The sequence below is a fragment of the Paenibacillus helianthi genome (genome assembly GCF_001909055.1).
Taxonomy (GTDB): Bacteria; Bacillota; Bacilli; order Paenibacillales; family Paenibacillaceae; genus Paenibacillus_AQ; species Paenibacillus_AQ helianthi.
Genome location: NZ_LVWI01000081.1, coordinates 128,275 through 150,825, shown reverse-complemented (window position 1 = coordinate 150,825; position 22,551 = coordinate 128,275). Strand labels below are relative to the sequence as shown.

23 protein-coding genes, 1 tRNA gene and 1 pseudogene are annotated in these 22,551 nt (G+C 51.1%); 9 read left to right on the top strand and 16 right to left on the bottom strand.

Features of this window, described 5'->3' with window-relative positions; translation table 11 throughout:
* The first annotated feature begins 55 nt into the window (after positions 1 to 55).
* Positions 56 to 1,135 (top strand): hypothetical protein, encoded by a 1,080-nt coding sequence (locus tag A3844_RS33625; protein WP_074109135.1) that lies wholly within the window; start codon positions 56 to 58, stop codon positions 1,133 to 1,135.
* A gap of 167 nt (positions 1,136 to 1,302) precedes the next feature.
* On the opposite strand, the gene A3844_RS27780 is transcribed toward A3844_RS33625, so the two are convergent.
* Positions 1,303 to 1,491: a YqzE family protein gene (locus A3844_RS27780; RefSeq protein ID WP_074102925.1), complete on the bottom strand. Its 189-nt coding sequence runs from the start codon at positions 1,489 to 1,491 to the stop codon at positions 1,303 to 1,305.
* A 205-nt stretch (positions 1,492 to 1,696) separates the two neighbouring features.
* On the opposite strand from A3844_RS27780, the gene A3844_RS27775 reads away from it, so the two are divergent.
* Positions 1,697 to 2,455, top strand: a complete 759-nt coding sequence (locus tag A3844_RS27775) for an N-acetylmuramoyl-L-alanine amidase (protein WP_074085116.1) — start codon at positions 1,697 to 1,699, stop codon at positions 2,453 to 2,455.
* Here A3844_RS27775 and A3844_RS27770 read toward each other — a convergent pair.
* The 3 genes from A3844_RS27770 to A3844_RS27760 form a co-directional block, all read right to left on the bottom strand.
* Positions 2,442 to 3,368, bottom strand: a complete 927-nt coding sequence (locus A3844_RS27770) for a divergent polysaccharide deacetylase family protein (RefSeq protein WP_244169872.1) — start codon at positions 3,366 to 3,368, stop codon at positions 2,442 to 2,444. The genes A3844_RS27775 and A3844_RS27770 overlap by 14 nt on opposite strands.
* A gap of 86 nt (positions 3,369 to 3,454) precedes the next feature.
* The gene (locus A3844_RS27765) at positions 3,455 to 4,558 is read right to left on the bottom strand and encodes a glycerol dehydrogenase (RefSeq protein WP_074109134.1); all 1,104 of its coding nucleotides are present in this window, start codon (positions 4,556 to 4,558) and stop codon (positions 3,455 to 3,457) included.
* A gap of 110 nt (positions 4,559 to 4,668) precedes the next feature.
* Complete coding sequence (locus A3844_RS27760) at positions 4,669 to 5,124, bottom strand: MerR family transcriptional regulator (RefSeq protein ID WP_244169871.1); 456 nt, start codon at positions 5,122 to 5,124, stop codon at positions 4,669 to 4,671.
* Positions 5,125 to 5,322: 198 nt separating this feature from the next.
* Between A3844_RS27760 and A3844_RS27755 the strand changes: the two genes are divergently transcribed.
* Positions 5,323 to 6,180 (top strand): SDR family NAD(P)-dependent oxidoreductase, encoded by an 858-nt coding sequence (locus A3844_RS27755; RefSeq protein ID WP_074085113.1) that lies wholly within the window; start codon positions 5,323 to 5,325, stop codon positions 6,178 to 6,180.
* On the opposite strand, the gene A3844_RS27750 is transcribed toward A3844_RS27755, so the two are convergent.
* Positions 6,147 to 7,097 carry a hypothetical protein gene (locus tag A3844_RS27750; RefSeq protein ID WP_074085112.1) on the bottom strand — a complete coding sequence of 317 codons (951 nt, stop codon included), beginning with the start codon at positions 7,095 to 7,097 and terminating at the stop codon, positions 6,147 to 6,149. The genes A3844_RS27755 and A3844_RS27750 overlap by 34 nt on opposite strands.
* 165 nt (positions 7,098 to 7,262) lie before the next feature.
* Between A3844_RS27750 and A3844_RS27745 the strand changes: the two are divergent.
* Together A3844_RS27745 and A3844_RS27740 are read left to right on the top strand one after the other, a co-directional pair.
* A pseudogene (locus A3844_RS27745) lies at positions 7,263 to 7,496 on the top strand (HIT family protein); the annotation flags it as partial.
* 158 nt (positions 7,497 to 7,654) lie between these two features.
* Positions 7,655 to 8,500, top strand: a complete 846-nt coding sequence (locus A3844_RS27740; protein WP_074085110.1) for a YihY/virulence factor BrkB family protein — start codon at positions 7,655 to 7,657, stop codon at positions 8,498 to 8,500.
* An 8-nt stretch (positions 8,501 to 8,508) separates the two neighbouring features.
* On the opposite strand, the gene A3844_RS27735 is transcribed toward A3844_RS27740, so the two are convergent.
* From A3844_RS27735 to A3844_RS27705, 7 genes are all read right to left on the bottom strand, one after another.
* On the bottom strand, positions 8,509 to 9,921 hold the full coding sequence (locus tag A3844_RS27735) for an FAD-dependent oxidoreductase (protein WP_083607055.1): 1,413 nt from the start codon (positions 9,919 to 9,921) through the stop codon (positions 8,509 to 8,511).
* 15 nt (positions 9,922 to 9,936) lie between these two features.
* Entirely contained in the window at positions 9,937 to 11,478 is a 1,542-nt protein-coding gene (locus A3844_RS27730; protein WP_074109133.1) for an extracellular solute-binding protein, read from the bottom strand.
* 37 nt (positions 11,479 to 11,515) lie between these two features.
* On the bottom strand, positions 11,516 to 12,391 hold the full coding sequence (locus tag A3844_RS27725; protein ID WP_074102930.1) for a carbohydrate ABC transporter permease: 876 nt from the start codon (positions 12,389 to 12,391) through the stop codon (positions 11,516 to 11,518).
* 22 nt (positions 12,392 to 12,413) lie between these two features.
* Entirely contained in the window at positions 12,414 to 13,274 is an 861-nt protein-coding gene (locus A3844_RS27720; protein ID WP_083607059.1) for an ABC transporter permease, read from the bottom strand.
* Between the two features lie 215 nt (positions 13,275 to 13,489).
* Entirely contained in the window at positions 13,490 to 15,343 is a 1,854-nt protein-coding gene (locus A3844_RS27715; protein WP_074109132.1) for a cache domain-containing sensor histidine kinase, read from the bottom strand.
* A 55-nt stretch (positions 15,344 to 15,398) separates the two neighbouring features.
* Complete coding sequence (locus A3844_RS27710) at positions 15,399 to 17,045, bottom strand: response regulator transcription factor (RefSeq protein WP_074109131.1); 1,647 nt, start codon at positions 17,043 to 17,045, stop codon at positions 15,399 to 15,401.
* A 168-nt stretch (positions 17,046 to 17,213) separates the two neighbouring features.
* Complete coding sequence (locus A3844_RS27705) at positions 17,214 to 18,116, bottom strand: GNAT family N-acetyltransferase (RefSeq protein ID WP_083607053.1); 903 nt, start codon at positions 18,114 to 18,116, stop codon at positions 17,214 to 17,216.
* Positions 18,117 to 18,198: 82 nt separating this feature from the next.
* Between A3844_RS27705 and A3844_RS27700 the strand changes: the two genes are divergently transcribed.
* Positions 18,199 to 18,894 (top strand): DUF7002 family protein, encoded by a 696-nt coding sequence (locus A3844_RS27700; protein WP_074085103.1) that lies wholly within the window; start codon positions 18,199 to 18,201, stop codon positions 18,892 to 18,894.
* Positions 18,895 to 18,966: 72 nt separating this feature from the next.
* Here A3844_RS27700 and A3844_RS27695 read toward each other — a convergent pair.
* Positions 18,967 to 19,050, bottom strand: a tRNA-Leu gene (locus tag A3844_RS27695).
* 178 nt (positions 19,051 to 19,228) lie between these two features.
* Here A3844_RS27695 and A3844_RS27690 point away from each other — a divergent pair.
* Entirely contained in the window at positions 19,229 to 19,684 is a 456-nt protein-coding gene (locus A3844_RS27690; protein ID WP_074085102.1) for a YhjD family protein, read from the top strand.
* 59 nt (positions 19,685 to 19,743) lie between these two features.
* On the opposite strand, the gene A3844_RS27685 is transcribed toward A3844_RS27690, so the two are convergent.
* The 3 genes from A3844_RS27685 to A3844_RS27675 all read right to left on the bottom strand — a co-directional run bounded on the left by A3844_RS27685 (position 19,744) and on the right by A3844_RS27675 (position 21,073).
* Positions 19,744 to 19,962 (bottom strand): hypothetical protein, encoded by a 219-nt coding sequence (locus A3844_RS27685; protein WP_074085101.1) that lies wholly within the window; start codon positions 19,960 to 19,962, stop codon positions 19,744 to 19,746.
* A 116-nt stretch (positions 19,963 to 20,078) separates the two neighbouring features.
* Positions 20,079 to 20,396 (bottom strand): hypothetical protein, encoded by a 318-nt coding sequence (locus A3844_RS27680; RefSeq protein WP_039309077.1) that lies wholly within the window; start codon positions 20,394 to 20,396, stop codon positions 20,079 to 20,081.
* Positions 20,397 to 20,500: 104 nt separating this feature from the next.
* Positions 20,501 to 21,073 (bottom strand): xanthine phosphoribosyltransferase, encoded by a 573-nt coding sequence (locus tag A3844_RS27675; protein WP_074085100.1) that lies wholly within the window; start codon positions 21,071 to 21,073, stop codon positions 20,501 to 20,503.
* A 180-nt stretch (positions 21,074 to 21,253) separates the two neighbouring features.
* On the opposite strand from A3844_RS27675, the gene A3844_RS27670 reads away from it, so the two are divergent.
* Together A3844_RS27670 and A3844_RS33815 are read left to right on the top strand one after the other, a co-directional pair.
* Complete coding sequence (locus A3844_RS27670) at positions 21,254 to 22,375, top strand: YkvI family membrane protein (protein WP_074085099.1); 1,122 nt, start codon at positions 21,254 to 21,256, stop codon at positions 22,373 to 22,375.
* A gap of 37 nt (positions 22,376 to 22,412) precedes the next feature.
* Complete coding sequence (locus A3844_RS33815; protein ID WP_256702312.1) at positions 22,413 to 22,538, top strand: hypothetical protein; 126 nt, start codon at positions 22,413 to 22,415, stop codon at positions 22,536 to 22,538.
* The last annotated feature ends 13 nt before the right edge of the window (positions 22,539 to 22,551 follow it).

The following is a 22,551-nucleotide window of genomic DNA, read 5'->3' as shown; positions in this document are numbered from 1 at the left end:
TGATTTATAGCGTGAAACATATTAATCCTTATATTTTAAGAAAGGTGAACGCCAAATGAAGATAAAAACTAGGCAGAAGGACGCTCTCGGATACCGTGCACGCCTCCTTCTCTGCCTGTGTCTGGGTCTGATGCTGTTCTCAGCCTCTGCATTCCCTGCGGAGCTGTCAGCCACAGGGACCCGGGTGACCGTCACACAAGCGGTCTCCAAAGCCTATCTGCCTTTACTTGAGATGACACCCGTTGCCTCACCGGAATCCTTGCAGGATTTCGCCAGTCAAACGATTAGCAAGCTGTCGGCCAATCCTCCCTTCACGGGCTGGAAACATGCCAGCACCGAGTATTTCCCCCTCGGTCCTGGAACCCATAGCTGGCTGGTTAATGTGATGAACGGAGAGCAACGGATCGGCTATTTGATTATCACCGCTGCAGAACAAGGCGGTTATGTGCTTAGTGAGTATGGAGCCGGCAGCTACGGCCTCCCCTACAGCATGCAGGATCTGCGCCAGTTTCTGGTGCAGCAGGAACTTATCCCCTCCCATTTTTCCGGAAAGGTTGAACTTGACGCGCTCTATGCTCCAATGCTGCCCGTATGGAAATTAACGATCGACAGCAAGACATTCTATATTAATGCATCCCTATTACAGGTTCTGCCTTGGAGTCCCAGCCAAGCGGATGATGTTCTGCATGGCAAATCTGCCGGAAGCGGCACCCTATCCAGCCTGGATACAGCTTTTTCTCCCCTTCCCATCTACCTGACGGAGGGGCAGGATGATCCCTATGCCGATTTGATCTGGCTGTCGGCACCGCCACTGGCTAATCTCAGCACCGACAAACTCACCCTGACGCTAGCCTCAGGCGGCAGTTTGGCCTTCCAATCCCGAGGCCGAAATGATGCATTGGGGGCTCCCTTTATGATTACCGGTTTTCAGAGCTGGCGGACAGCTGACTCCGGCATCGGCACGGCTAGCGCTAGCACCAGCATCCTGTACGCCGCTTCCGGACCGGAAGGCAGACGGTATCTTCCCTTCGGGGCGCTTCAGCATAGCGGTACCTTGCACAAGCTTCCTCCTTCTGGCAATGCCGCACTAGGCTTCACTTCTGGAGCAGTATCAGCAGGTTCTGGCCCTAAATGAGGTAGTGCTAACATGTCCATATGTACACACAAAGAACCTTCCCGATGCCTGAAGTAGAGGCATGGGAAGGTTCTTTACTTAAGATGTGTTGTATAAGGCTGAACCGTGTATGCCTACGGTGAACCTTCTAGGCTTGACGCGTTACAGTGAAGCGAGTCAGTACTACTCTATTTCTTACTGTTTCGCGCCCAATTGCTGCGCCATATGGACCAGCCTAGCGGGAGCATGCCGAACCATTTTTCCGACCAGGGCTGCTTTTCAGCCTTTCTCCGTTCCCTGCTGGCCTTCGGGTCTTCCATATAGACGACTACCTTCTCCGTGATGTACTTCACCAGATCATCTCCCCCGGAAGCCATACGGATCACCTCCTGTTTCCCTGATTCAGAAGTCCCATTACGCTTGCTTCAAGCATCATCTTTCTAGTCTGCTCCAAAATCCCTTATGCTAAACCTTTGCACTTTGTTCCGTATAGCTTGGACAGCTATGGCACAATCTAACAAAGAATCCATCCAATTGACCCGCCCAGACAAGGAGGTTATTCACTTGAGGAGCTCGTATCACTTGAAAATACTGCTGAGAGCAAGCCCCTGCCTGAGACTGACAAGGCCTTTATGGTTGCTACTCGCAGTTGCAGGACTGCTGCTCTCGTTATTGTCAGGAACGGCTGCGGGAGCACAACCGCTTCCTGTATCTCCAAAAGCAGACGGGAAGCCGGAACGCCAACAAATACTCGGCCATGATCAGCGGATCATTCTGATTGATGCGGGACATGGGGGCATTGACGGCGGCACCTCGCATGGCAGCATTCTGGAAAAAGATATTACGCTGGCGATATCCCGCCGCCTGTTTCTGCTGCTGCGCAGTGACGGTTTTGACGTCATTCTGAACCGGACCGGGGATTACGCTCCCAGTGATGATAACCGCTGGCTGCGCAGCTCCTCCCGTCATTTGCGTGATCTGGCACAGCGCAAGGAGCTGGCCGAGACCCTGCCTGCGAACCTGGTGGTCAGCATTCATATCAACTGGGCGCCTTCTCCGGCGAAACATGGGCCATTGGTGCTGTACCGCCAGGAGGGCCGCAGCTTCCTGCTCGCCAGGTCTATTCAAGATCAGCTGAACCAGCTCTACGATGTAAATGAATCACCCAGACCCGGCAAACCCTTTTATCTGCTCAACAAAATAACCGCCACAACGGTTATCGTTGAGGCGGGATTCATTAGCAGTGCAGCAGACCGGGACAAACTGTGTACCCCGAAAGGCCAGGAGGAAATTGCCGAAGCCATCGCGGGCGGCATCGCTGCCTACCTTATGGAAGTGTGAGTCTGGAATTCCATTTCCACTGGTCCTTGACCAGATCCGAAATGCCTACAAATTCAACACTGTCTTTCAATTCTGCAATACCGCTGCGGATGCCTGCGGCGGTCTCTTTTCCCTGAACGCCGACATGTCCGATCGTCACACAATATGTTTGACTCTTCGCCCTTTCCTGCACTAGCCGCATTTGCTTCACCACATGGCCTGAGGTATGGACATCATCCAGAAAAATGTGATTCTCCACCGGAGGAAGTCCCATCTCCCTAGCCATCCTTCCGGCAATCGAGCGGTAGTTGGTATGACTATCGACAAAGAACAAGCCACGCTCCTTGCATACGCTCAGAATAATGCCCATGACCCGCTCATCCCCGGTCACTTTGGAACCCATGTGATTGTTGATCCCGATGGCGAACGGAATATTATCCAGTGCAGCCTCCACCCGCTGGCGTACCTCTGTATCGCTCATCCGTGTCAGGACGGCTCCAGGCCCCAGCCATTCCGGTCTGCCTTTATTCGGCTCCATGGGCAAATGCACCAGCACATCCAGGCCCTGCTCATGTGCACGCCTTGCATCCTTCTCCGAAGTCGGGAGGAATGGCATGACCGCCACCGTGAATTTCACAGGCAACGCGAACATCTCATCCGTCCCCCGCATCCCGTTGCCAAAATCATCAATGATCATGGCTACACGGCTGTGATCCGAAATGTTCTCCGCTGGCTGTACACGTGTGCTTCGGCCGCCACTGGGCGGAACGGGCTCCGCCAGCAGTACGCCAGGATGTTTCTGCATTCCGCCAGGGTCTTGTGCAATCTCCTTCCCTTGAGCGGGTGGTACAGCAATGCACAGTGTGGTTAGTATAACTACTAACGCAATAAGACACATCATGGTACGTTTAACCAAACGATAGCCCTTATTCATAAGGAATCCTCCTTCGAGTTCTACAACCATAGTTCTCATTGTTTGGAACCCAAAGGATAAATATGTACAGGACGGCTACGTAATTATTAACAATCGCCCTCCAAGACCTGCTGTCCCCGCCGATCTGCGGCAAGAATAGCATCCAGCACCTGCTGTGGAGTCACAGTAAAAGGCATATTCCCCATCGGATTGTCTTCTGCACAGCTCGCTTCAGCAGCGGTCATAAGGCGCTCCTCCGGAGTGCCGGACAACCCCAGTTGACTTAAGGTGAACGGCAGGCCAGCCATCCGGCAAAATGAGATTACCTCTACGATCTCCTCTTGCGGTGCCTGCTCAAGCATCAGCTGCACAAGTGTCGTGAACGCGACCTTCTCCCCATGAAGCACATGCCGGCATTCCTCCAGCACCGTAAGCCCATTATGGATGGCGTGAGCTGCAGCTAATCCGCCACTCTCAAAACCAATGCCGCTGAGATAAATGTTGGCTTCGACAATGCGCCCAACCGCATCTGAGCCGATACCTTCCCGGCAATCCCGCAGCGCCTCGGCTCCATAGGCAAGCAGAGTGTCACGGCAAGCACCGGCCAGAGCGAAGGCGGCAATGGAGCCGGTTCCTCCGGCCTCAGTAACCGCACCCGAGCGGCGGCAGGCTCTAGCCTCATAATAGGTTGACAAGGCATCGCCCATTCCGGCAGCGAGCAGTCTGGCCGGCGCCTTGGCGATGATATCCACATCGGCAACCACCACATCCGGACTGCGCCGCAAGTGCAGGTAACGGTCCAATTGGCCATCCTCCGTGTATAGCACGGACAGGGCACTGCAGGGTGCGTCGGTGGAAGCCACCGTTGGTACGAGGACCACAGGCAACTCCGCGAAGTGGCTGACCGCTTTTGCCGTATCCAGAGTTTTCCCGCCACCGATACCGACAATCACACCAATGCCCGCATCAAGTCCGCCAATAAGTTGTTCTACTTGCTCCATCGAACACTCCCCCCGGAATTCATGCTGAACCACAGGGAGAGCCGCACGCTCAAAGCTATCAGCAACCTCTTGCCCATATACAGAGAGGATATAGGGATCTACGATCGCATAGGCTCCTTTCGCTCCGAGCTGTGCGCAATAGCGTCCAAGCTGCGAGAGCTCGCCTTTCCCCTGAATATATTTTGACGGAGAGCAAATCATTTGTGTCATCTGTAACTCCTCCCAAATGCATAGTCTTACGAATTCCTTTCATTCTAAGCAGACTGTCCGGATCCGGCAATGAAAAAAGCCCCAACCTATGGGCTGGAGCCTACTGCCTATTATCGGATTGTCCGGCGCACAGGCATTTTCTTCCGATCTCCGGTCAGCTCACATTCCTGCGGCCCAAGAAAGTTCTGGTCTATTTTGCTGTCAATCAGATCTACAATTTGTTGTAAGGATGCGATCTGATCCAGTATTTTTTGCTTATGGTTTAATATCATCTCATGCAGTTCCGGATATTCAGACAAATTGGAATCCAGTGACAAGTCCAGGTAAGGGCGCATATCATCCAGTGACATCCCTGTTTTTTTGAGGCAGGTGATCAGTTTCATGGTCTCAATATCGTGATCGCTGTAGATACGGTGGCTGTTTTCCTTACGCTGCGCCCGGGGCAGCAACCCAATCTTCTCATAATACCGTATCGTATCCTCTGTAATCCCCGTAATCTCCGAGGTTTGTTTAATGGAATAACCATGCAGCATATCAACACCGGTGTTCACACCAGCTTCGCTCATAGGATCACCTTCCGCGATTATTTTGAACTGTGTCTATTCATTGTATAACCTGGAGTCAGCTCCAAGTCAATCTTGAGTTTGTTTAAAAATCCTCTGCTTGACTTGGAGTCGGCTCCAAGTTATACACTGAGCGCATTAACCGCCAGGCCTTCAGCTTATTTCAGCAGCCTGCGACTCACTCCAAAGGAGAAATGACAAATGACTACAGGACAACAGTACCGCGGAACAGCGCTGATTACAGGTGCGAACAACGGCATAGGACTTGAATTGACCCGCAAAATGCTGGCAGAAGGCTGGCAGATTATTGCCTTGATCCGTTCTGGCTTTCCTATTGAAGATCCATTCTTCACCGGGGCCGCGAAAAGCGGGCAGCTACGGATCTACAAAGCCGACCTTAGTGACTTCACCACACTGAGACGTGCCTTGAATGAGATTAAAAGTAAAGAACAGAGGATCGATCTGCTGTTCAACAATGCGGGCGGCAGCTTCCATGAACTGAGCAACTCTAAGCAAGGACGTGAAATGCATTTCGATCTCCAGACCGTCGCGCCGTATTTGATTACCATGGAGCTCAAAGCGCTTCTCCAGAAAGGACAATTAAAAACCGTAGTCAACACCTCGTCCAATGCATTTATGACCATGAAGCGATTTAACCCGGACTCGCTGGAGCATCCCACTGAATTTAAAAAGCTTTTCGGTCCGTATGCAGCCTCCAAGCTGGCCCTCTCGCTCTGGACCCATGAGCTTGCCCCTCAGCTGGCTGCGGAAGGCATCCTGATCCGCAGCGCCGATCCGGGAGGTAATAATACCATCAGAAGCGGCAAAAACTCAGGATTGCCCTTCTGGCTGAAGCCGATCATCAAGCTCTTCTTCCCTCACCCGAGCCATGGTGCCGGACTACTGTACAATGCAGCCTTAGGCCAGCACAGCAAGCAGCCCGGTGTTTTTCTGATGAAGGATCGGATCACCGAGCTGAAGTTCCCTGACCACAGCGCTGCTGTCCTTGCGAAGGTGCGGGCCATTTATGAGCAGGAATTCCTAAAAGACGGCGAATAACGGCCAAACGCGCGCAGCAGCAGCACATTCTCAATCACGATATGCGTTTTCCACCAGTTTTCGCTGATGGCGAACTCCCGCTCAAAGGCGTCCCAGTTCCAGGTCAAATTCCAGACGCCTTCCTCATTTCTTGTCTGAAGAAGATAGTCCAGCTCCTTATGAAGAAGAGCAGCATTGTCTGCATAACCCGGGCTTTCCGGTGATTGGATAAATACCGAGGGTCTGCAGCTGTAGCCGCTCCACTCCCCGGCTTCCCGCTTAATTAATGCTGTAATTTGCTCCACAGCAGCTGCCTGAAGCCGGGCATAGGGCAATTGTTCCTGCAACCCCGCCTCCGAGATGCACTCGATGAGAGTAACGATACATTTAAGCGGATGCATCTCAATCCCAGGGTCTGTGAGGAAAAACACACTCAATTCTCTGGCAATCTCCATCCCTCGTGGATAGAGTCTGCTGCTTCTATCCGCATACTTCAGGATAAATCCGGCCAGAATGGCTGTAGGATTGAACATACTGTGGGCTGTGCTGTTCGAGTTTGTGTTCCACCATGGCGCATGCGGATAAATGTTATTTGATTCAACAACATTCTTCCACGCCTTCCCCTCCACCTCAGCTCCACTGTCAAGATACTTCAGAATCCCTTGAATCACTGGATGTGATCCATCCTCCCAATGTATCTCCAGCAGTTTCTCTACTGCGTTAGCAGTCTGAATCGGAGCCGAACAAGGGTTCCACGAATCCGCCTCGAGGGCATGAGCGAACCCGCCATCCTCATTCTGATAGGCCGATAGGGCAGAAAGTACAGCATCTGCTGGTCCCTTCTCGAAGTGAAACTTCCATCGCGCCAGATCAACCGGCCGGGCATTGCGGTACACCCAATTTCGGATTCTTTTCAAATCCTGTTCCGATAAATCCATCTGCATTCTCCTTTGGGCACAAGCTATAGACATGAACATTCTCTGCACCTGCCTGTATTTAACCCGACTCTCCCCTCAAATACTATGATATCCTTCATTACAGGGATCATAAATTAAAAATAGAATATAAAGGAAAACAGAGAATGGCAAGGAGGATTCATTTTGAAACCCTTTTATCCCGTTCATATTGTCGCCGTTCCCAAAAAACATATTTCTTCTTTGCTCACGCTGCAGGAAAGCGACAATGAGACATTGCTTGAGATGATACGAGTGATCCAACAAGTGGCCGCACGTGTGACCGAACAATACGGAGCTTGCAAAGTCACTACCAATCTGGGAAAGTATCAGGATTCCAAACATCTGCACTGGCATATTTGTTTTGGCGAACCCCTGCGATAGATCCCGAGTCTGGCACTTTACTTTCATCTGCCCGGCCTAGAATAGCGGTTTTTATTTCCTCCGAACGCGCTTTCCCGCTCCACCCACTGATTCCAACCTGGGAAGTTGAGTTAAATATATGCGATAAGCATATTATAGGATAAGCAGAGGAGGGACTTATGAAGAAGACTGCCGCCAGACGAGCCATTTCCTTTTCCAAAGAGCTGTATCAAAAGATTAAACTTGATGATGTTCAAGGGATCAGCGCACAGCTTACTTACTACTTAATCCTGTCTTTATTCCCTTTTCTGATCTTCATTATGACGCTGATTGGTTATGCCCATATTTCGGTGGAGGATAAGATCCGTGATCTGGAGCAGATCATGCCTGCCGAGGCGATCTCGATTATCCAGGAAATTCTGAAGGATGTTGCGGAGGGCCGTAGCCAGGCCTTGCTGTCCTTCGGGATGCTGGCAACCTTATGGGCCGCCTCCAAAGGAATCAATGCGATCATCAAAGGCCTCAACCGTGCCTACGATATTGAGGAGAGCAGGGTTTTCTGGAAAATACGCGGTATTGCCTTTTTGGCCACTCTCTTCATCGGATTAGTGGTGCTGCTCAGTATTTTACTGCTGGTGCTTGGCTCCTGGCTGAAAACACAGGTCTTCCTGCTGGTCGATCTGCCTTATGGCTTCCAGAAAATTTGGGACTTGCTGCAATATGCTGTTCCGCTGTTCATCATGTTCATCGTCTTCACTCTGCTGTACTGGATTGCCCCCAGCCGCAGGCTAAGACTGAAAGAGGTTATGCCCGGCGCGATGTTTGCAACCCTCGGCTGGATCATAACCTCTACCCTGTTCTCCATCTATGTCAATCAGTTCAGCAGTTTCACTGAGACCTACGGCAGCCTCGGCGGGGTCACGGTGCTGCTGATCTGGCTGTACATCAGCTCCATCATCATCCTGGCCGGCGGTGAGATCAACGCCATCCTTAGGAACCGGACGCTCAAGCGATCCATCAAGTGAATGTAAGCTTAATGGTAAAGGTTCCCTCCGCTGCTTTCCCCACCCTTGGTCGATGCAGCAGCTGATGCCTCTGCCTCGGCTTCCGTAAGCGGCAGATACGCGCCTTCCTCCCGCAGCCGTCTGCGGAGGGAAATTGTGTCTACCGCATGGACGTCAGGCAGGGACTGTACAGCAGCCATGGCAGCGGCAATCCCGGCAGCCTCACCCATTGCCAGACAGACAGGCATAACTCTGACGCTGCCCTGCACTTCACGTACACAGGAAATGGAGCGCCCGGCAACCAGCACATTTTTGAGCGAACGGGGGGTCAGGCAACGGTAGGGAATCCCATGGGATTCTCCCGGACCATAGCGCTTAATCACTTCCTGCTTGCCTCCAGCCTGCTTCTCCTCCTTCTCAGTTCCATGAATATCAATGAAATAGCTGTTACGGCAAATTTCATCGGCGAAGCTGCGGCGGCTGACGTAATCATTCACACTGAGCACATAATCTCCAGTAATTCTCCGTGTCTCCCGCACGCCCATTAATGATCCCGTATTGGCTACGAACGAGTTCCCGAAGGAGGCAGGCTGATATTCAGCAAGAGCATCCCTGTAGGCCGCGGCCAGCTTGCGTCCCTGTATCAGCGCCTCCGATATGGATAGAACATCCGTATTATCCACTTCCCACAAATGTCCTGCATTGAAGCCAACCGTTCGGGGAGCAATAATATTGTTGCAGATATGCGCATCCGGGATCAGGGGATAGCGGCCGGAACCGAGAATATCATAAATCGGGCTGGTCTTGTTGTTGTTATGGAGCATCGGGCCATGGAGGTACGCATACTCATCCACATTGCCCAGCGTGAAGCAGTGTGTGGCTGGCATTAGCTCACCGGTATCCGCATCTCCTTTCAGATATTCCGCTCCCGCCCAAGCAGCAACGTCCGCATCACCCGTACAGTCAATATACACCTTGGCCTTCAGGGCTTGAAGACCGCTTTTACTGGCTGTAATCAGTGCTGTCACATTACCATCCTCATCCGTATCTACCGCACCCAGCTGTGTCATGAACTGAACCTTGGCCCCCGCTCCTTGGACCAGCTCATCATAGACCACCTTCAGCTTCTCAGGCTCAATGGGCACCCAGTCCATAGCGTCCTTGCTTACATGCGGCATCTTCGCCTTCAGAGTTTCAAATACCTTCATCGCCAGCCCTCTGTAGATCATCGTCTCCATGTCAGAGAAGGGACACCACGCCGGCACCAGTCCCGAGGTTCCCATTCCGCCAAGGCTGCTTGTGGCTTCAATCAGCAGCGTTTTTGCCCCTTCCCGAGCTGCCGCGGCCGCCGCAGTACACCCGGACGGACCTCCGCCCACTACAATAACATCCCAGGAATCCTGAAGCGGAATTTCGTTATTCCGCATTCTGTAGCTGTTCATGCGTTTCCCTCCCGACTATTTCTTCACTGACGCATACCACTCATTGACTTCCTTGGCGCTGGCTTCACCACCGGCGGCATTGTATTTCTCAACGAATGCGGCCATTGCATCGGTAGATTCCTCGCCAACAATCACTTTTACAGCAAAATCATTGATCATCTGATTCAGCGAAGCGTTGTACTTGGAATACTCCGGTAAAGATGGAGCCAATGCCAGCGGATCAGAGATTCGGAATTCCGCCGGAATTTCCTTGTTCAGGAAGGTGAAGCCTGCGAACAAACGCGGGTCTTTCTGCACACGGGCCTGCCAGTAGACGGGATACAGCTTCTCATCAATTCCGGTCAAATAGTTGCTCGCCAGTCCGCGCTCATCGGTAAACAGGGGCAAAATCGGACTGTACACACCGTCTTTGTAAGTGAAATGCTTGCCTTCCTCGCCAATGGCGATCAGCTTGAAGGTCTCTTTGTCCAGCTTGGCATTGATCCACTTGATCGCATCCTCCGGGTGCTTCGAGGACTTTGGAATAAAGGTCAGCCGGTCAAAGCCGCCGCTCATTCCTATACCCGCCTGCCCATCCTTACCCTTCAACGCTGGAACATAAGCATATTTGGCATCCGGGAAGTTCTTGGTCAGGGCATCTGCAATGCCCGGGATATCATACCAGGCAAGCGGGATCACGCCGACCCGGCCGCTCGTGAACTTTTCCTTTAGTGTAGCATCTTTATTCACTGCAAATTCTTTGTCCAGCAGCCCCTGCTTATACAGGTCAGCCATATAGCTCAGATATTCCTTGAACCCCGGATGCACCGGTGCCGCAACCAGCTTCCCGTCCACAATATTCCAGCTAGTGGCAATGCCGAAAGCGCCGGTCACATTAACCATCGTGGCCATTGCGCCGTCTATGGAGAGCGGTGCGCCTTTATCACCATTACCGCCCGGATCTTTTTCCTTAAAAGCCTTCAGGACTGCAGTGAATTCATCCAGTGTTGTGGGCATCTTAAGGCCAAGCTTATCCAGCCAATCCGTGCGGATCATCAGACTGCTGCCCGCAAACTCGGACGCCCGGTTCGGAATAGCGTAGATCTTGCCGTCCACCTTCATCGCCTCGAAGGATTCGGGAGAGATAGAGGCTTTGATATTCTCTCCATACTTGTCAATCAGCGGGGTCAGATCCACAAGTGCACCCATCTTGGCATAATCGGTATAGACCGCTTTCTCTCCATTAATGGTAATGACATCGTAAGGCTCCGCGGAGGAAATCAGCAGATTCAGCTTATCCATGGCCTTATCAGCAGGCAGCATCTCATATTTGACCTTATAGCCGGTTTTCTCCTCCACCACTTTGGCCAGTGTGTACGTGTTGTAATCATCCTTCGACCATAAATTAAGCGTCTTCAGCTCCGGTTTGGAGCCGCTTTCCGTTTGCGTGCCAGTCGTTTGCTCCGCTGAACTTCCCGCTGCCCTCTCCTCGTTCGTATTGCGGGATGAACCACAGCCGGCTAACGATGCCACAAGCCCTGCAGACAGCATAAGTGTCAGCCATTTTCTATTTATCATATGAATTAAACCTCCCCTTAAGTTCTGAAATCTTAGGTCAGCCCTTAACCGAGCCAATCAGCACCCCTTTGATAAAATACTTCTGCATAAACGGATATACGAGCAGTATCGGCACTGTAGACGCGACGACTGTAGCTGCGCGGATGCCTTCGGGGGACATATTCATGAGATCGTCTACACTTTTATTCGTCAGATTTGCACTGTTTGCATCCATCACCACATCCTGCAGATACAATTGCAGTGTCTTCAGTGCGGTTTCATTGATGTAAATCATCGGGCCAAAATAATCATTCCAATAGCCCACAGCATAGAACAGCGCAATCGTGGCGATCACCGGCATACTAAGCGGGAGGATGATCCGGAATAAAATAGTGTAAGTCTTCGCTCCGTCGATCCGTGCAGATTCCTCCAGTGCTTCAGGGAGGCTTTCGTAATAGCTTTTGATCACCAGCATGTTGAACACGCTAATCATTCCCGGGAGAATCAGCACCCATAGATTATTGATCAGATGCAGCTGGCGCATCAGCAGGTAATTGGGAATCAGCCCGCCGCTGAACAGCATCGTAAAAATGAACAGCACCATAATGAAGGAAATGCCGGGCAGTTTGCGTTTGGATAGCGGATAGGCTGTAAGCGCCGTCATAAGAATGGAGATTAGCGTACCGATAGCGGTAACACCGACGGAGATACAGAAGGCCCGAATGAACAGGGATGAGGAAATGACCTGCATCAGCGTATCGAGCTGGAACCCTACAGGCAGAATGCCGACTTTGCCGGAGGTGATCGCCCACTCTTCGCTGACCGATTTGGAGAAGACACTTGCCAGGGGCAGCAGCATCATTAGTCCGAGAGCAATCAGGAAAAGATACACACCGGTATCCAGTAAAAGATCCCCTTTCGTCCGTTTTGTCATGGTTGTCCTGCTCCTTTCCTCCTCACCAGATTCCGCGCTTCAGCAGCTTGCGGCTGAGATAATTGCCGGAGACAATGAGAATAAAACCTACGACTGAGTTGAATAATCCGACTGCCGTACTGAAGCTGTAGTCCATTTTGCCAAGACCGATCCGGTATACAAAAGTTCCGATGACATCAGCCGTCTCGTAGACCACCGGATTGTACATCGTGAGAATCTGTTCGGTCCCGGCATCCAGCACGGAGCCCAGGCGGAGAATGAACATCAGCACTACAGTAGGCAGAATCCCCGGGAGCGAGATATGCAGCATTCTGCGGATTCGGCCCGCCCCGTCGATGGAAGCGGCTTCATATTGTTCCTGATCAATCCCGGCGATAGCAGCAATGAAGACGATGGCATTCCAGCCTACCTCCTTCCACCCGGCAGTGAAGACCACCAGACTGCGGAAATACTGGTTACTGACAAAAAAACTGACCGGCTCTCCGCCGAACCACTGAATAATATTGTTGACGAGCCCCCCGGAAGTAGAGAGTATCGTTACGAACAATCCGGATATAATGACCCAGGACAGAAAGTGCGGAAGATAGATAATCGTCTGAATGGTTCGTTTGAAAAACATCAGCCGGACCTCGTTCAGCACCAGCGCTATGATAATCGGAACGGGGAACAGCAGCACGATCTTATATACGCTGATCAGCAGCGTGTTCATGAATACCTGTCCGAACTCCTCGGACTGGACCAGCTTGTGGAACTGCTCCAGCCCCACCCATTCACTGCCTCTGATGCCGTCAAAAATATTAAAGTCCTGAAAGGCGATCAGCACGCCATACAAAGGCGTATATTTGAAGAGCAGCAGAAACAAAAGTCCGGGGATCAGCAGCATATAATAGTCCCTGTTCCTCCAGGCTAGTCTCCACTTGCCGGCAGCCCTGCTTCTGGCTGCGGCTGCTCTGCTCTTCGGGTTCAACTCCGTGGCACCTGCGCCCAACTTCAATCACCTCCGTATGTTTGTGAGTTGATTATACTGAGGAACGGGGCACAGCTAGTAGAGGGTAATCTGATTATTTCTGGTCTCTGGCGACTGTAAATGCGGATGGGTTATTCCGCCAGGGTCGCTTTCACGGTAACTCTTACGGCAGTGCCCTTTCCGGGCTGCGTATCAATGGACAGACCGTAACGGTTCCCGGCAAAATAACGGATTCTTTCATTTACATTGTATAATCCGAACGAACCGTCCAATCCATCCGCATGCTGCCCGGCGGCAGGTTCGAGCAGCAGCCGGTTAGCCTGCTCCGGTTCCATACCGATTCCATCATCCGCAACTGTCAGCACAACATCACCATTCTCCAGACGCGCCGAGATCTCAATCGTTCCCTGCTTGTTTTTCGTCTTGCGGATACCATGCAGCAGCGCATTCTCTACCAGCGGCTGCAATGTCAGCTTGGGAATGATATATGCCGAGAGCCCAGGCTCCGCCTGAATGGAGAACGTGAATGTAGACGGAAAACGGTTCTGCTGAATCTCCAGAAATACCCGCGCCAGCTCTAATTCATCGGCAATGCTGACATTATCGCGGCCCTTGTTCAGACTTAAGCGGAAATATTGTGCCAGCGCCTCGATCATTTCACTGGTGTCCTCCGCATCATGGGAGATGGCCGACCAGTTGATCATATCCAGGGCATTATAGAGAAAATGCGGATTGATCTGTGCCTGCAGCGTCCTCAGCTGGGCTTCCCGTTCCTGTATCTTCGCCTGATAAGACTCTTCCATCAGGGTATTGACCTTATGAATCAGGTGGTCAACACTGCGTTCCAGCAGCCGGAAATCCCCGTCCGGCATCGACCGGCGATCCTCCAGCCACCCGATGCCTTCTTTGCGGATCATCCGAAGGATCATCTGCACCCGGCGCTGCATGCCTTGGATCATGAACATTAGGAGCACAAATACCAGAACAAGAAACATTACCGTTATTCCTGCCAGGGTAGCAATACTGGTGAACTGGCCCTGCGCCGTGGCGCGGTGCGAGATCTCCGATTCAGATACCTGTGCCACCAGCTTCCAGCCTGTTGTCCCAATAGTGGTGTATACTACATTCACATGATCACGGCCAATGATTCTTTTTACAATGCCTTCTTCCGTATGGCTGATCTCGTTAAGCAGTTCTTCAGGAAGGTGGTTCACAGTCTGTCCCGAACCTGCCTCTGCCTTTGTATTAGGAACCGCACCTTGATCCGGTCCATCTGTTCCATAGATCAGCTTCCCCCCTCCGTCAAGGAGGAACGGTGCATATTTATCCGAGAAATGAAGCTCTGACACAATCTCCTGAACCATAGTTTCGGATATATCCATCACCAGAATGCCAACAATTTCCTCGTAGTCCTGCGGGTTACGCAGCAGACGGGCGGCAGAGAAAATATTTTTTTCTCCATAATCGTTATAAATTTCAGGATAAACCCCCGTCCAGACGATCCCACCGCCAGCTTCCTTTACAGCTTCATACCAGGGGTATTGATCCATATCCGCTAAGGGATACAGATTAATCCGGTCACCGCCATATATCCGGGAAGCATCGGCAAAAAAACGCAGACGGAAGATATCCTGATTCTCCTGGGCGGTTTCGGCCAAGTTCCGCAGCTCCTTGATCTGCCCCAGCTGGTCGGTAATTTTGTCTTTTTGCAGCAAATTGTCGTACAGAATCTGGTTCATGAAGACGGAATTGCTGCTGTCGCGGATATGGTTCAGCTTATAGGACAGATTCATGCCCGCCTGCTTCAGAGTGAGCTGCATCGTGCGGGTCACTTCCTTCTCCAGAATGTCATTGGAACGCTGGTAAAAGGAGCCCAGCATAATAGAAACCGGCAGGAGAATGAGCAGTACATAGGCAAACAGCCATTTTCTTGCAGCAAGTATCCCCTGACCCAAACCGGTCAGATAGGCCCAGGCTTTTTTCATCGTACAGCCCTCCCGGTCTTCCTGGATCGCACCCGTAAGACTTCAGACGCCTTACTCATTTATGCAGCTCTCTGAATGCGCTTGGTGTACTTCCGGTTATTTTCTTGAACAGCTTGCTGAAGTGGCTGGGATCGGTATAGCCCACCGCATAACAGACCTCATATAATTTATTCTGCGGATTTCTGAGCATGTGTTTGGCCTGCTCAATGCGCACCTTGGTCAGATATTCAAATAGGGTTTCTCCGGTTTCCTGCTTGAACAACAGCCGGACGTAGGTAGGGCTGAGATATACACCTTCGGCGATGTCGGATGCGCTCAAATTCTCCGCATATCTCTGCCCGATCAGCAGGCGGACCCGTTCAATAACCTCACTGGACTTTCCACTGCGTTTCAAAAGAGAGTACTCACATACCTCCTGCAGATATTCAGCGGTATAATGCAGCAAATCCCGCATTGTTTCCTGGCGCATGACCTGTTTCCAGGCTTCCATCTCCTTCTGCTCCCACTCTTCTGTCATACCGTTCAGTTCAAGCATGACCTGCCCGGACTGTAAGATCAGGTGCAGACTTACGTTCTGTGCATAACGTGAGCCATGCCGCCGGTTCTGCTCCAGCCGTGCAAAAATCTGCTCCAGCTCGTTCAACGTTCGCTCCCAGTCCCCGGATCTCAATGCCGAGAGCACCCGTTCACCCCACTCTGCTTCGTACCGGTACTGCAGATAATCTCCAGACTCCAGCTTATCCATTGTCAGGATACGATTTTTGCCCAGATACCATTTCTGGTCAGCTGCACCTCTCGCCTGCTTATAGGACGACGGCAGCTCCGACAGACTGTTCACCCCTTCACCTACTCCGATGGTTACACTGAGCTTCAGCCATTGCCGCAGATTGCCGCGGATGGATTCCGCCAGTAACAGCAGCTCCTGCTCCGGAGATTGAACCTCCTCAGCTTCTTCTGTAGCTCCATCCTCCAGCTGCGGGGTCAGCAGAATACCCACATATTCTCCAGGCTGCTTCTCAAAGGTAACGCCCCGCATCTGCTTGTCGATTAACTCCTGTATAATATTCAGCACAGTATAAGACAGCAGCTGCTTGTCCTGTTCACTCCGGCTATCCAGCACCTGTGGCACATCATCAATCATAATAACCACAACCATGTAATCGCTTGCAGATAATAGCGGCAAATCCAGGAACTCCAGCTTCTCCCGGATATGTGCCGAATGGATGCTGTCATTGATGACGGACAGGAGAAACCTCTCGCGCAGCAGCGGCAGGCTCTGGGCCAGTTTCACCTGCATCTCCTTCACCCGGCTTCGTTCCCGGTCCTCCGCATCAAGCGACTCTGTAACCTTGCTCAGGACAGAGACCAGCTCTTTGCGGCGGATAGGCTTCAGAAGGTAATCTACCGCATGGATCTGAAGAGCAGACCGCAAATAATCGGCATCGTTATGTCCGCTGATGAACACAATTTTGGCAAAAGGCAGCACCTCACGCACTTCCGCCGCCATCCGGATTCCGTCCATCGCTGGCATCTGCACATCCGTCAGCACGATATCCGGCTTCAGCTCCTTGATCAGCTCGAGTCCCGTATCCCCATCATCCGCTGTTCCAATCAACTCGATCCCCTGCTCTGTCCAGTTCACATAGTTCCGCAGTCCGTTCAGCACCGCCGGCTCATCATCCACTATGATTAGTGTTTTCATGGGCATGTTCCTTTCTGAACCCGTTAGTTATCCTGTCGTCTTCTACACACAAAGTGGTTCTCCTTCCTCAAAGGTAAATGTTGAAATGAAGAATTTTATAGGTTCAGCTTATAAAAAAGGAAAAGAAAAAAGAAAACGCCCGGTTTCCCAGGCGCTTCATCTTTTCTGCTATTTAGCTGTCAAATCGTAGGCGAAGCAAGCCGCAGCCTCCACCTGCTTGAAGCCCTCTCCAATATACAGGGCCTTGGCACGTTCATTTTCCGCGTTTACACACAGCACTGTTTGCGTATAGGCCTGTTCCTTGGCGAACCGCAATGCCGCTCTCAGCAGAATTCTCCCCAGCCCTTTACCTTGATACTCCGGAAGTATAGCCAGTGGTCCAATGTTCATGATCGGAGATCCTTCATATTCATCGTCTGCTCCACGGACAACGCCGACCGCTTGACCATTATGGCGAAGAATCATGAGACCGCCTTCAATGTAGTCCTTGCGGGAAATCATATTCGTCACCATTTCCGGAGTGGCCGGTGTTTCGCTCCCTTTCAGTTTGGCAAAGCCGGCATTTCTCACCCCGCACCAGTCAGGCTCATCGGTTCCAGGCCGAAAAGGCTTAATTTCGTATCCGGTGGGCAAGCTGAGGTCAGGAACAAATGCTTCATTACGGACAAGCAAATAGGAATAGCGCTCCACAGCAAAGCCGGCAGCAAGCATATTGTGCGTCTCTCTTGCATTCACCGTTGGTACAAATATATCCAGCTTATCCAAACCTGCCGTATGCCGTAGTATGGCTTGCAGCAGCTCCCGGTAAATGTCAGGTTCAGCGGTATCCGCCTGAAAAATCCGAAAACGGCCTTTTCGTCCTCTGCGGTTATAGTCATTCAAAATCAGCGAAGCGGCCGCAACCAGTGCACCCTGCTCATTTATCGCCACATAGGTGGGATTCTCTTCCGACAGTTCAAACTCAGCAAGCTGCTCTTCATATAAAAAGGAATCGTCAATATCCGGCCGGTGCTTCCGGCAAAAATCCAAAAACTCGTCTCTCCTATGCTGACTTAACGCTTCAATCTTCATTTGCTTATCATCCTTCCAGCCTGTTATACTGCTGTTCTAAAAGTATCAGAAGTTCAATCAACCGAAAAGGGTAAAAACAACTATGAACCATTGTATCATTGCTGCCATTACTAAAAGTCCGCTGAGAGCCTCCCTGTATCATTTTACCAGAGCAAGCAACCTGCAGGGTATGGCTGCCTTGGATGGGATCTTCGCATCGGCCTTGCTGTACCCCGAATATGCCAACGGCATACGCCGGAATGAAGCCCGGAAGGCAGTCTATAACGGCCAGCATGCAGTGCTGAACTCCCATCTTCGAATCACCCCCGAGGCTATGGAAGCAGGAACAACGGCTGAACAGTTCCGCGCCTGTCTGGACAGCCATGTCTTCCTGTGGCCAACTGAACGCGACTGTATGTCCATGGCAGCTATGTACTCTCGCAGAGAACCAGGAGAGACCTTTGCCATTCTGAAATTTGATGCCCTTAAGCTCTTAACGGATCACTTCGATCATATCCGGTTGTCCAAATATGACTCCGGGAGCTCTCCCCGATACCCGCACCGGATGTCCTACCGCAAGAGCTGTGAGATGCTGCTGCCCATCGGACAGTTCATGACAGAGAATAGGCCGTCGATTCCGGCAAAGCCCTCCGAGATCAAAGAGGTGCTTGTTGAGTATTCGCTCACTCCGTTAAGCCGCTATCTTCAGACAATCTACTGTTCCGGTCAGGAGCTGGTGCCAGCAGCTTGGAGGGCCATCCATGAACCGCTGGTTTTGCCTTCGACTCCGCATTCCTAAATAATGTGAGAGCATTCGAGCATAAAAAAACAAGCATCTCTTCAAAAGAAGGGATGCTTGTGTAAACCGTAGTGCGGTCAAGAGGACTCGAACCTCCACGATATTGCTATCACTGGCACCTGAAGCCAGCGCGTCTGCCAATTCCGCCATGACCGCATATTCAATGACTTAATTTCGCAGTCACAAGATAGATCATACCATTCGAAGATGTCTGAGTCAATATTTTTATGCAATTATTTTTAATACATTAATTTCTGTATAAATATTGCTTTTATTTGCGAATACGGGGTATAATGAGAACAAAGGTTCGCATACTATAAATGAGGTGATTTATATGGCGACTACCAAGAGAAATCCACTAACTACACCAACAATCCCCGAAGATATAACCAAAGACGAAAAGTCCCTTGTCAGAAGCTATTTGCTGCTTACGTTCATTCATAAAGTATTTGAACGCGATTGCCGGGTCATCGGCAAGAGCGGATTATTCAAGACACCACAGCTCTACATGGAGCTGGTATCCGGTGCAACGAAGAAGACCTCGCTGATGCTCCAGGAGGTCACTCGTGAGCTTACCTCGCATCATCTGAAGATCACAACCATCCGTCAAGATCAACGGGGTGTAGAGGCCCAATATTCCTGCCGGGGATACACCGGCGAGATGAATATCCCTTGGCCTGGATTCCGTAATGAAATGATGCTGCGGATGCGTGCTTACCTCGGCCTGACACCTGAGCTAACCGTTCTCCCCCGGGAAGAAGCTGTGGAGCAGATGGCTTTATCCATTTAAGATCTACACCGCCAATAGCAACAGCCCCGTCCATAACCGGACGGGGCTGTTGCTGCGTCTTATATATTCTCCGGCTCTTGTCTGGGTTCGGCAAAGGGCTGGTACACATAGTTGCGGTCAAGCTTCACTATCCGCTTATTGGGACGGCGTATCATCACCTGAGACTCGTCCCAGGCAAGAACAATACCCTTTACATCATTGCTCTCCAGTGCATCGCGTACAACACGGATCTTCTCACCGGAAATCCGGTAGGCATCCAGCTGTTCGTCACTAATCATGAAGTTCAAGTCTCCTTTCAACACATTGCTAGCCTTATCCACCCGTGAAAAAGACCCCAATGAGTAGTCATTCGGGTCTAGTTACTTGCAGTTCTAACCTTATATCTTATGAAGTTCTATATCAGCGCTTCATTCTTCTCAAACCAGAAGTCAAGAACTTTAGCGGACATCACACGTTGTTCCAGATATTCCACTTGATGATCAGTGAATTTCTGTCTCCAATTGAAGGACAATTCTTCACACAAGCTTGTGATCGTCAAAAGTTCAGACCAAGCGACGTAACGTTTGTACCAGAAAAACTGAGGATGTTCAATCATATAGGGATACAGGTCGTCGAATTCCGTATGTTTGCAATCCAGCGCACGCTCGAAATGATCCTTGGCCTCGGTTAGTTTATCAATAAAAAATTGCTCTGTCACCGGTTCTTTCCCCATTGTGACGCCTCCTCTCTCATGTCTAATTGTTATTATAAAGGAAAACTTATAGAGTGAAAAGCAGTTGTTAAAAAAATAGGCTATGTTCCTCTAATTGTCATCCTTTATTCGTCAAAGACAATCGTTCCTTCACTAAGAGACATAATCCGGACAAGCGACTCCAGACGGATACCCTGTTCTCTAATGGTTCTGGCTCCGGCCTGGAAGCTTTTCTCCACAACTACACCGAGTCCGACCAGTTCTGCGCCGGAGCGCTGAATGATTTTGATGAGACCGCGTGCGGCGTCGCCATTTGCGATAATATCGTCAATGAACAGCACCTTGTCATCCGCAGAGATAAATTGACGGGAGAGCATGATGTCTGTAACAATGCCTTTGGTGAATGAAGGCACTCTCTCGCACAGCGCATCCGGATCAGCTAACAGTGTTTTTTTGCGGCGGGCAAACACCAGTGGTACCTTCATTTCGTAAGCGGTGGCAAATGCCACGGCAATACCCGAGGATTCCACGGTAACCACCCGTGTAACTCCAGCATCAGCAAATCTCCCGGCAAACTCCCGTCCCATTTCCATCGTCAGCATAGGATCAACCTGGTGGTTGAGCAGCGCATCCAGCTTCAGCACCTGATCGGAAAGGACGACCCCTTCCTGCAAAATCCGTTGTTTCAATAATTCCATGATTTTGAACCTCCATTACCCTTTATAATTCCAGACGTCCACCGTAATAACCTTATTTAAGCATTAGGCGGAAGTCATGTCCTTCTGCTCATCATCATAACCTGTACTATATGGACTGCACAAGGCTATCCTTTGGCACAGCCATTTTTTATCTTTGCAGTACAATTAAGGAGGGGAGCCATGAAATCCCATGTCCGTACTCTGCAAATCGCTTTCACCTATATTGGCACCATTGTAGGTGCCGGATTCGCCACCGGCCAGGAGATCCTTCGGTTCTTTACAAGATATGGGCACTGGGCCGTGCTGACCATCCTGCTCTCCACGGCCTTGTTCATCTGGCTCGGCACCAAAATGATGATTATCGGCCAGCGCATCGGAGCAGACTCTTATGAAGATTTCAACCGCCATCTCTTCGGTGAGCGTGTCGGCAAAAGCATCAGCCTGTTCACGATGATCATCCTGATCGGTGTCAACAGCATTATGTTGGCCGGGGCAGGAGCTATTTTTCAGGAGCATCTCGGAATGCCCTATCAGGCAGGCCTCCTGCTGACAATTCTCGGGTCCTATCTGCTGCTGAAGCGCGGGATTTCAGGCATCCTGCAAATCAATAGTCTGGTTGTGCCGTTAATGCTTACTCTGTCGCTAATTATAATTTTTAATACGCTGAACGTCCCTGGTGCAGATCGGTTCTTGTTTCTACCGACGGATCACAGCCCCTTTAGCGCCTGGATGTCGCCGCTTCTCTACACTGCCTTTAATCTGGGCATGGCACAAGCCGTACTGGTACCTCTGGCCCGGCATACGAATGATGAGAGAGCACTGCGGAGAGGCGGGATTCTCGGGGGGGTAGGCATCGGCTTCATGCTACTTGCTGCACATTTTGCCATGAGCTCACAGATGCCGGGCATTCTTCAGTTCGAGATTCCGATGGGCAGCATCGCGGTCCGCCTTGGTCCAGTGGTGCAGGGGATCTATCTGATGCTAATATTCATGGAGATCTTCAGTACCTTTGTGGCTGATATTTATGGCGTCGGTACACAGCTTGAGCAGCGTCTGCCCATCGCCCCCGCCCTGGTGACCCCGATCCTCATGCTAATCTGCTATGTGTTCAGCCAGTTTGGTTTCAGCTCGCTGCTTTCTATTTTCTATCCCATCTTCGGCGCCGTCTCGCTGGTGTGGGTCGTAATGTTGCTCCGCGCTCCGATGTCACCGCCTCCACAAAAAGGTGATCCCCCTGCCACTAACGTCAAAGGGATCACGATTGTTGCGGTAAAACCAGTGATCCGGATTACACGGAAATAGCTGCTGCCTGTGGATAACGGCAGGTGGTACATTGGGAATGAGCGGTAATATTGTAATGCTGAACCTTTGGATCAATGAACCGGACGGGCCGCCCAATACGGCAGGTAATGCGGATTGGGGATGCCCGCGGGTGGAGCTCATTCAAAGGTATTTTTACTTTTGATTGCTCCGAGCGT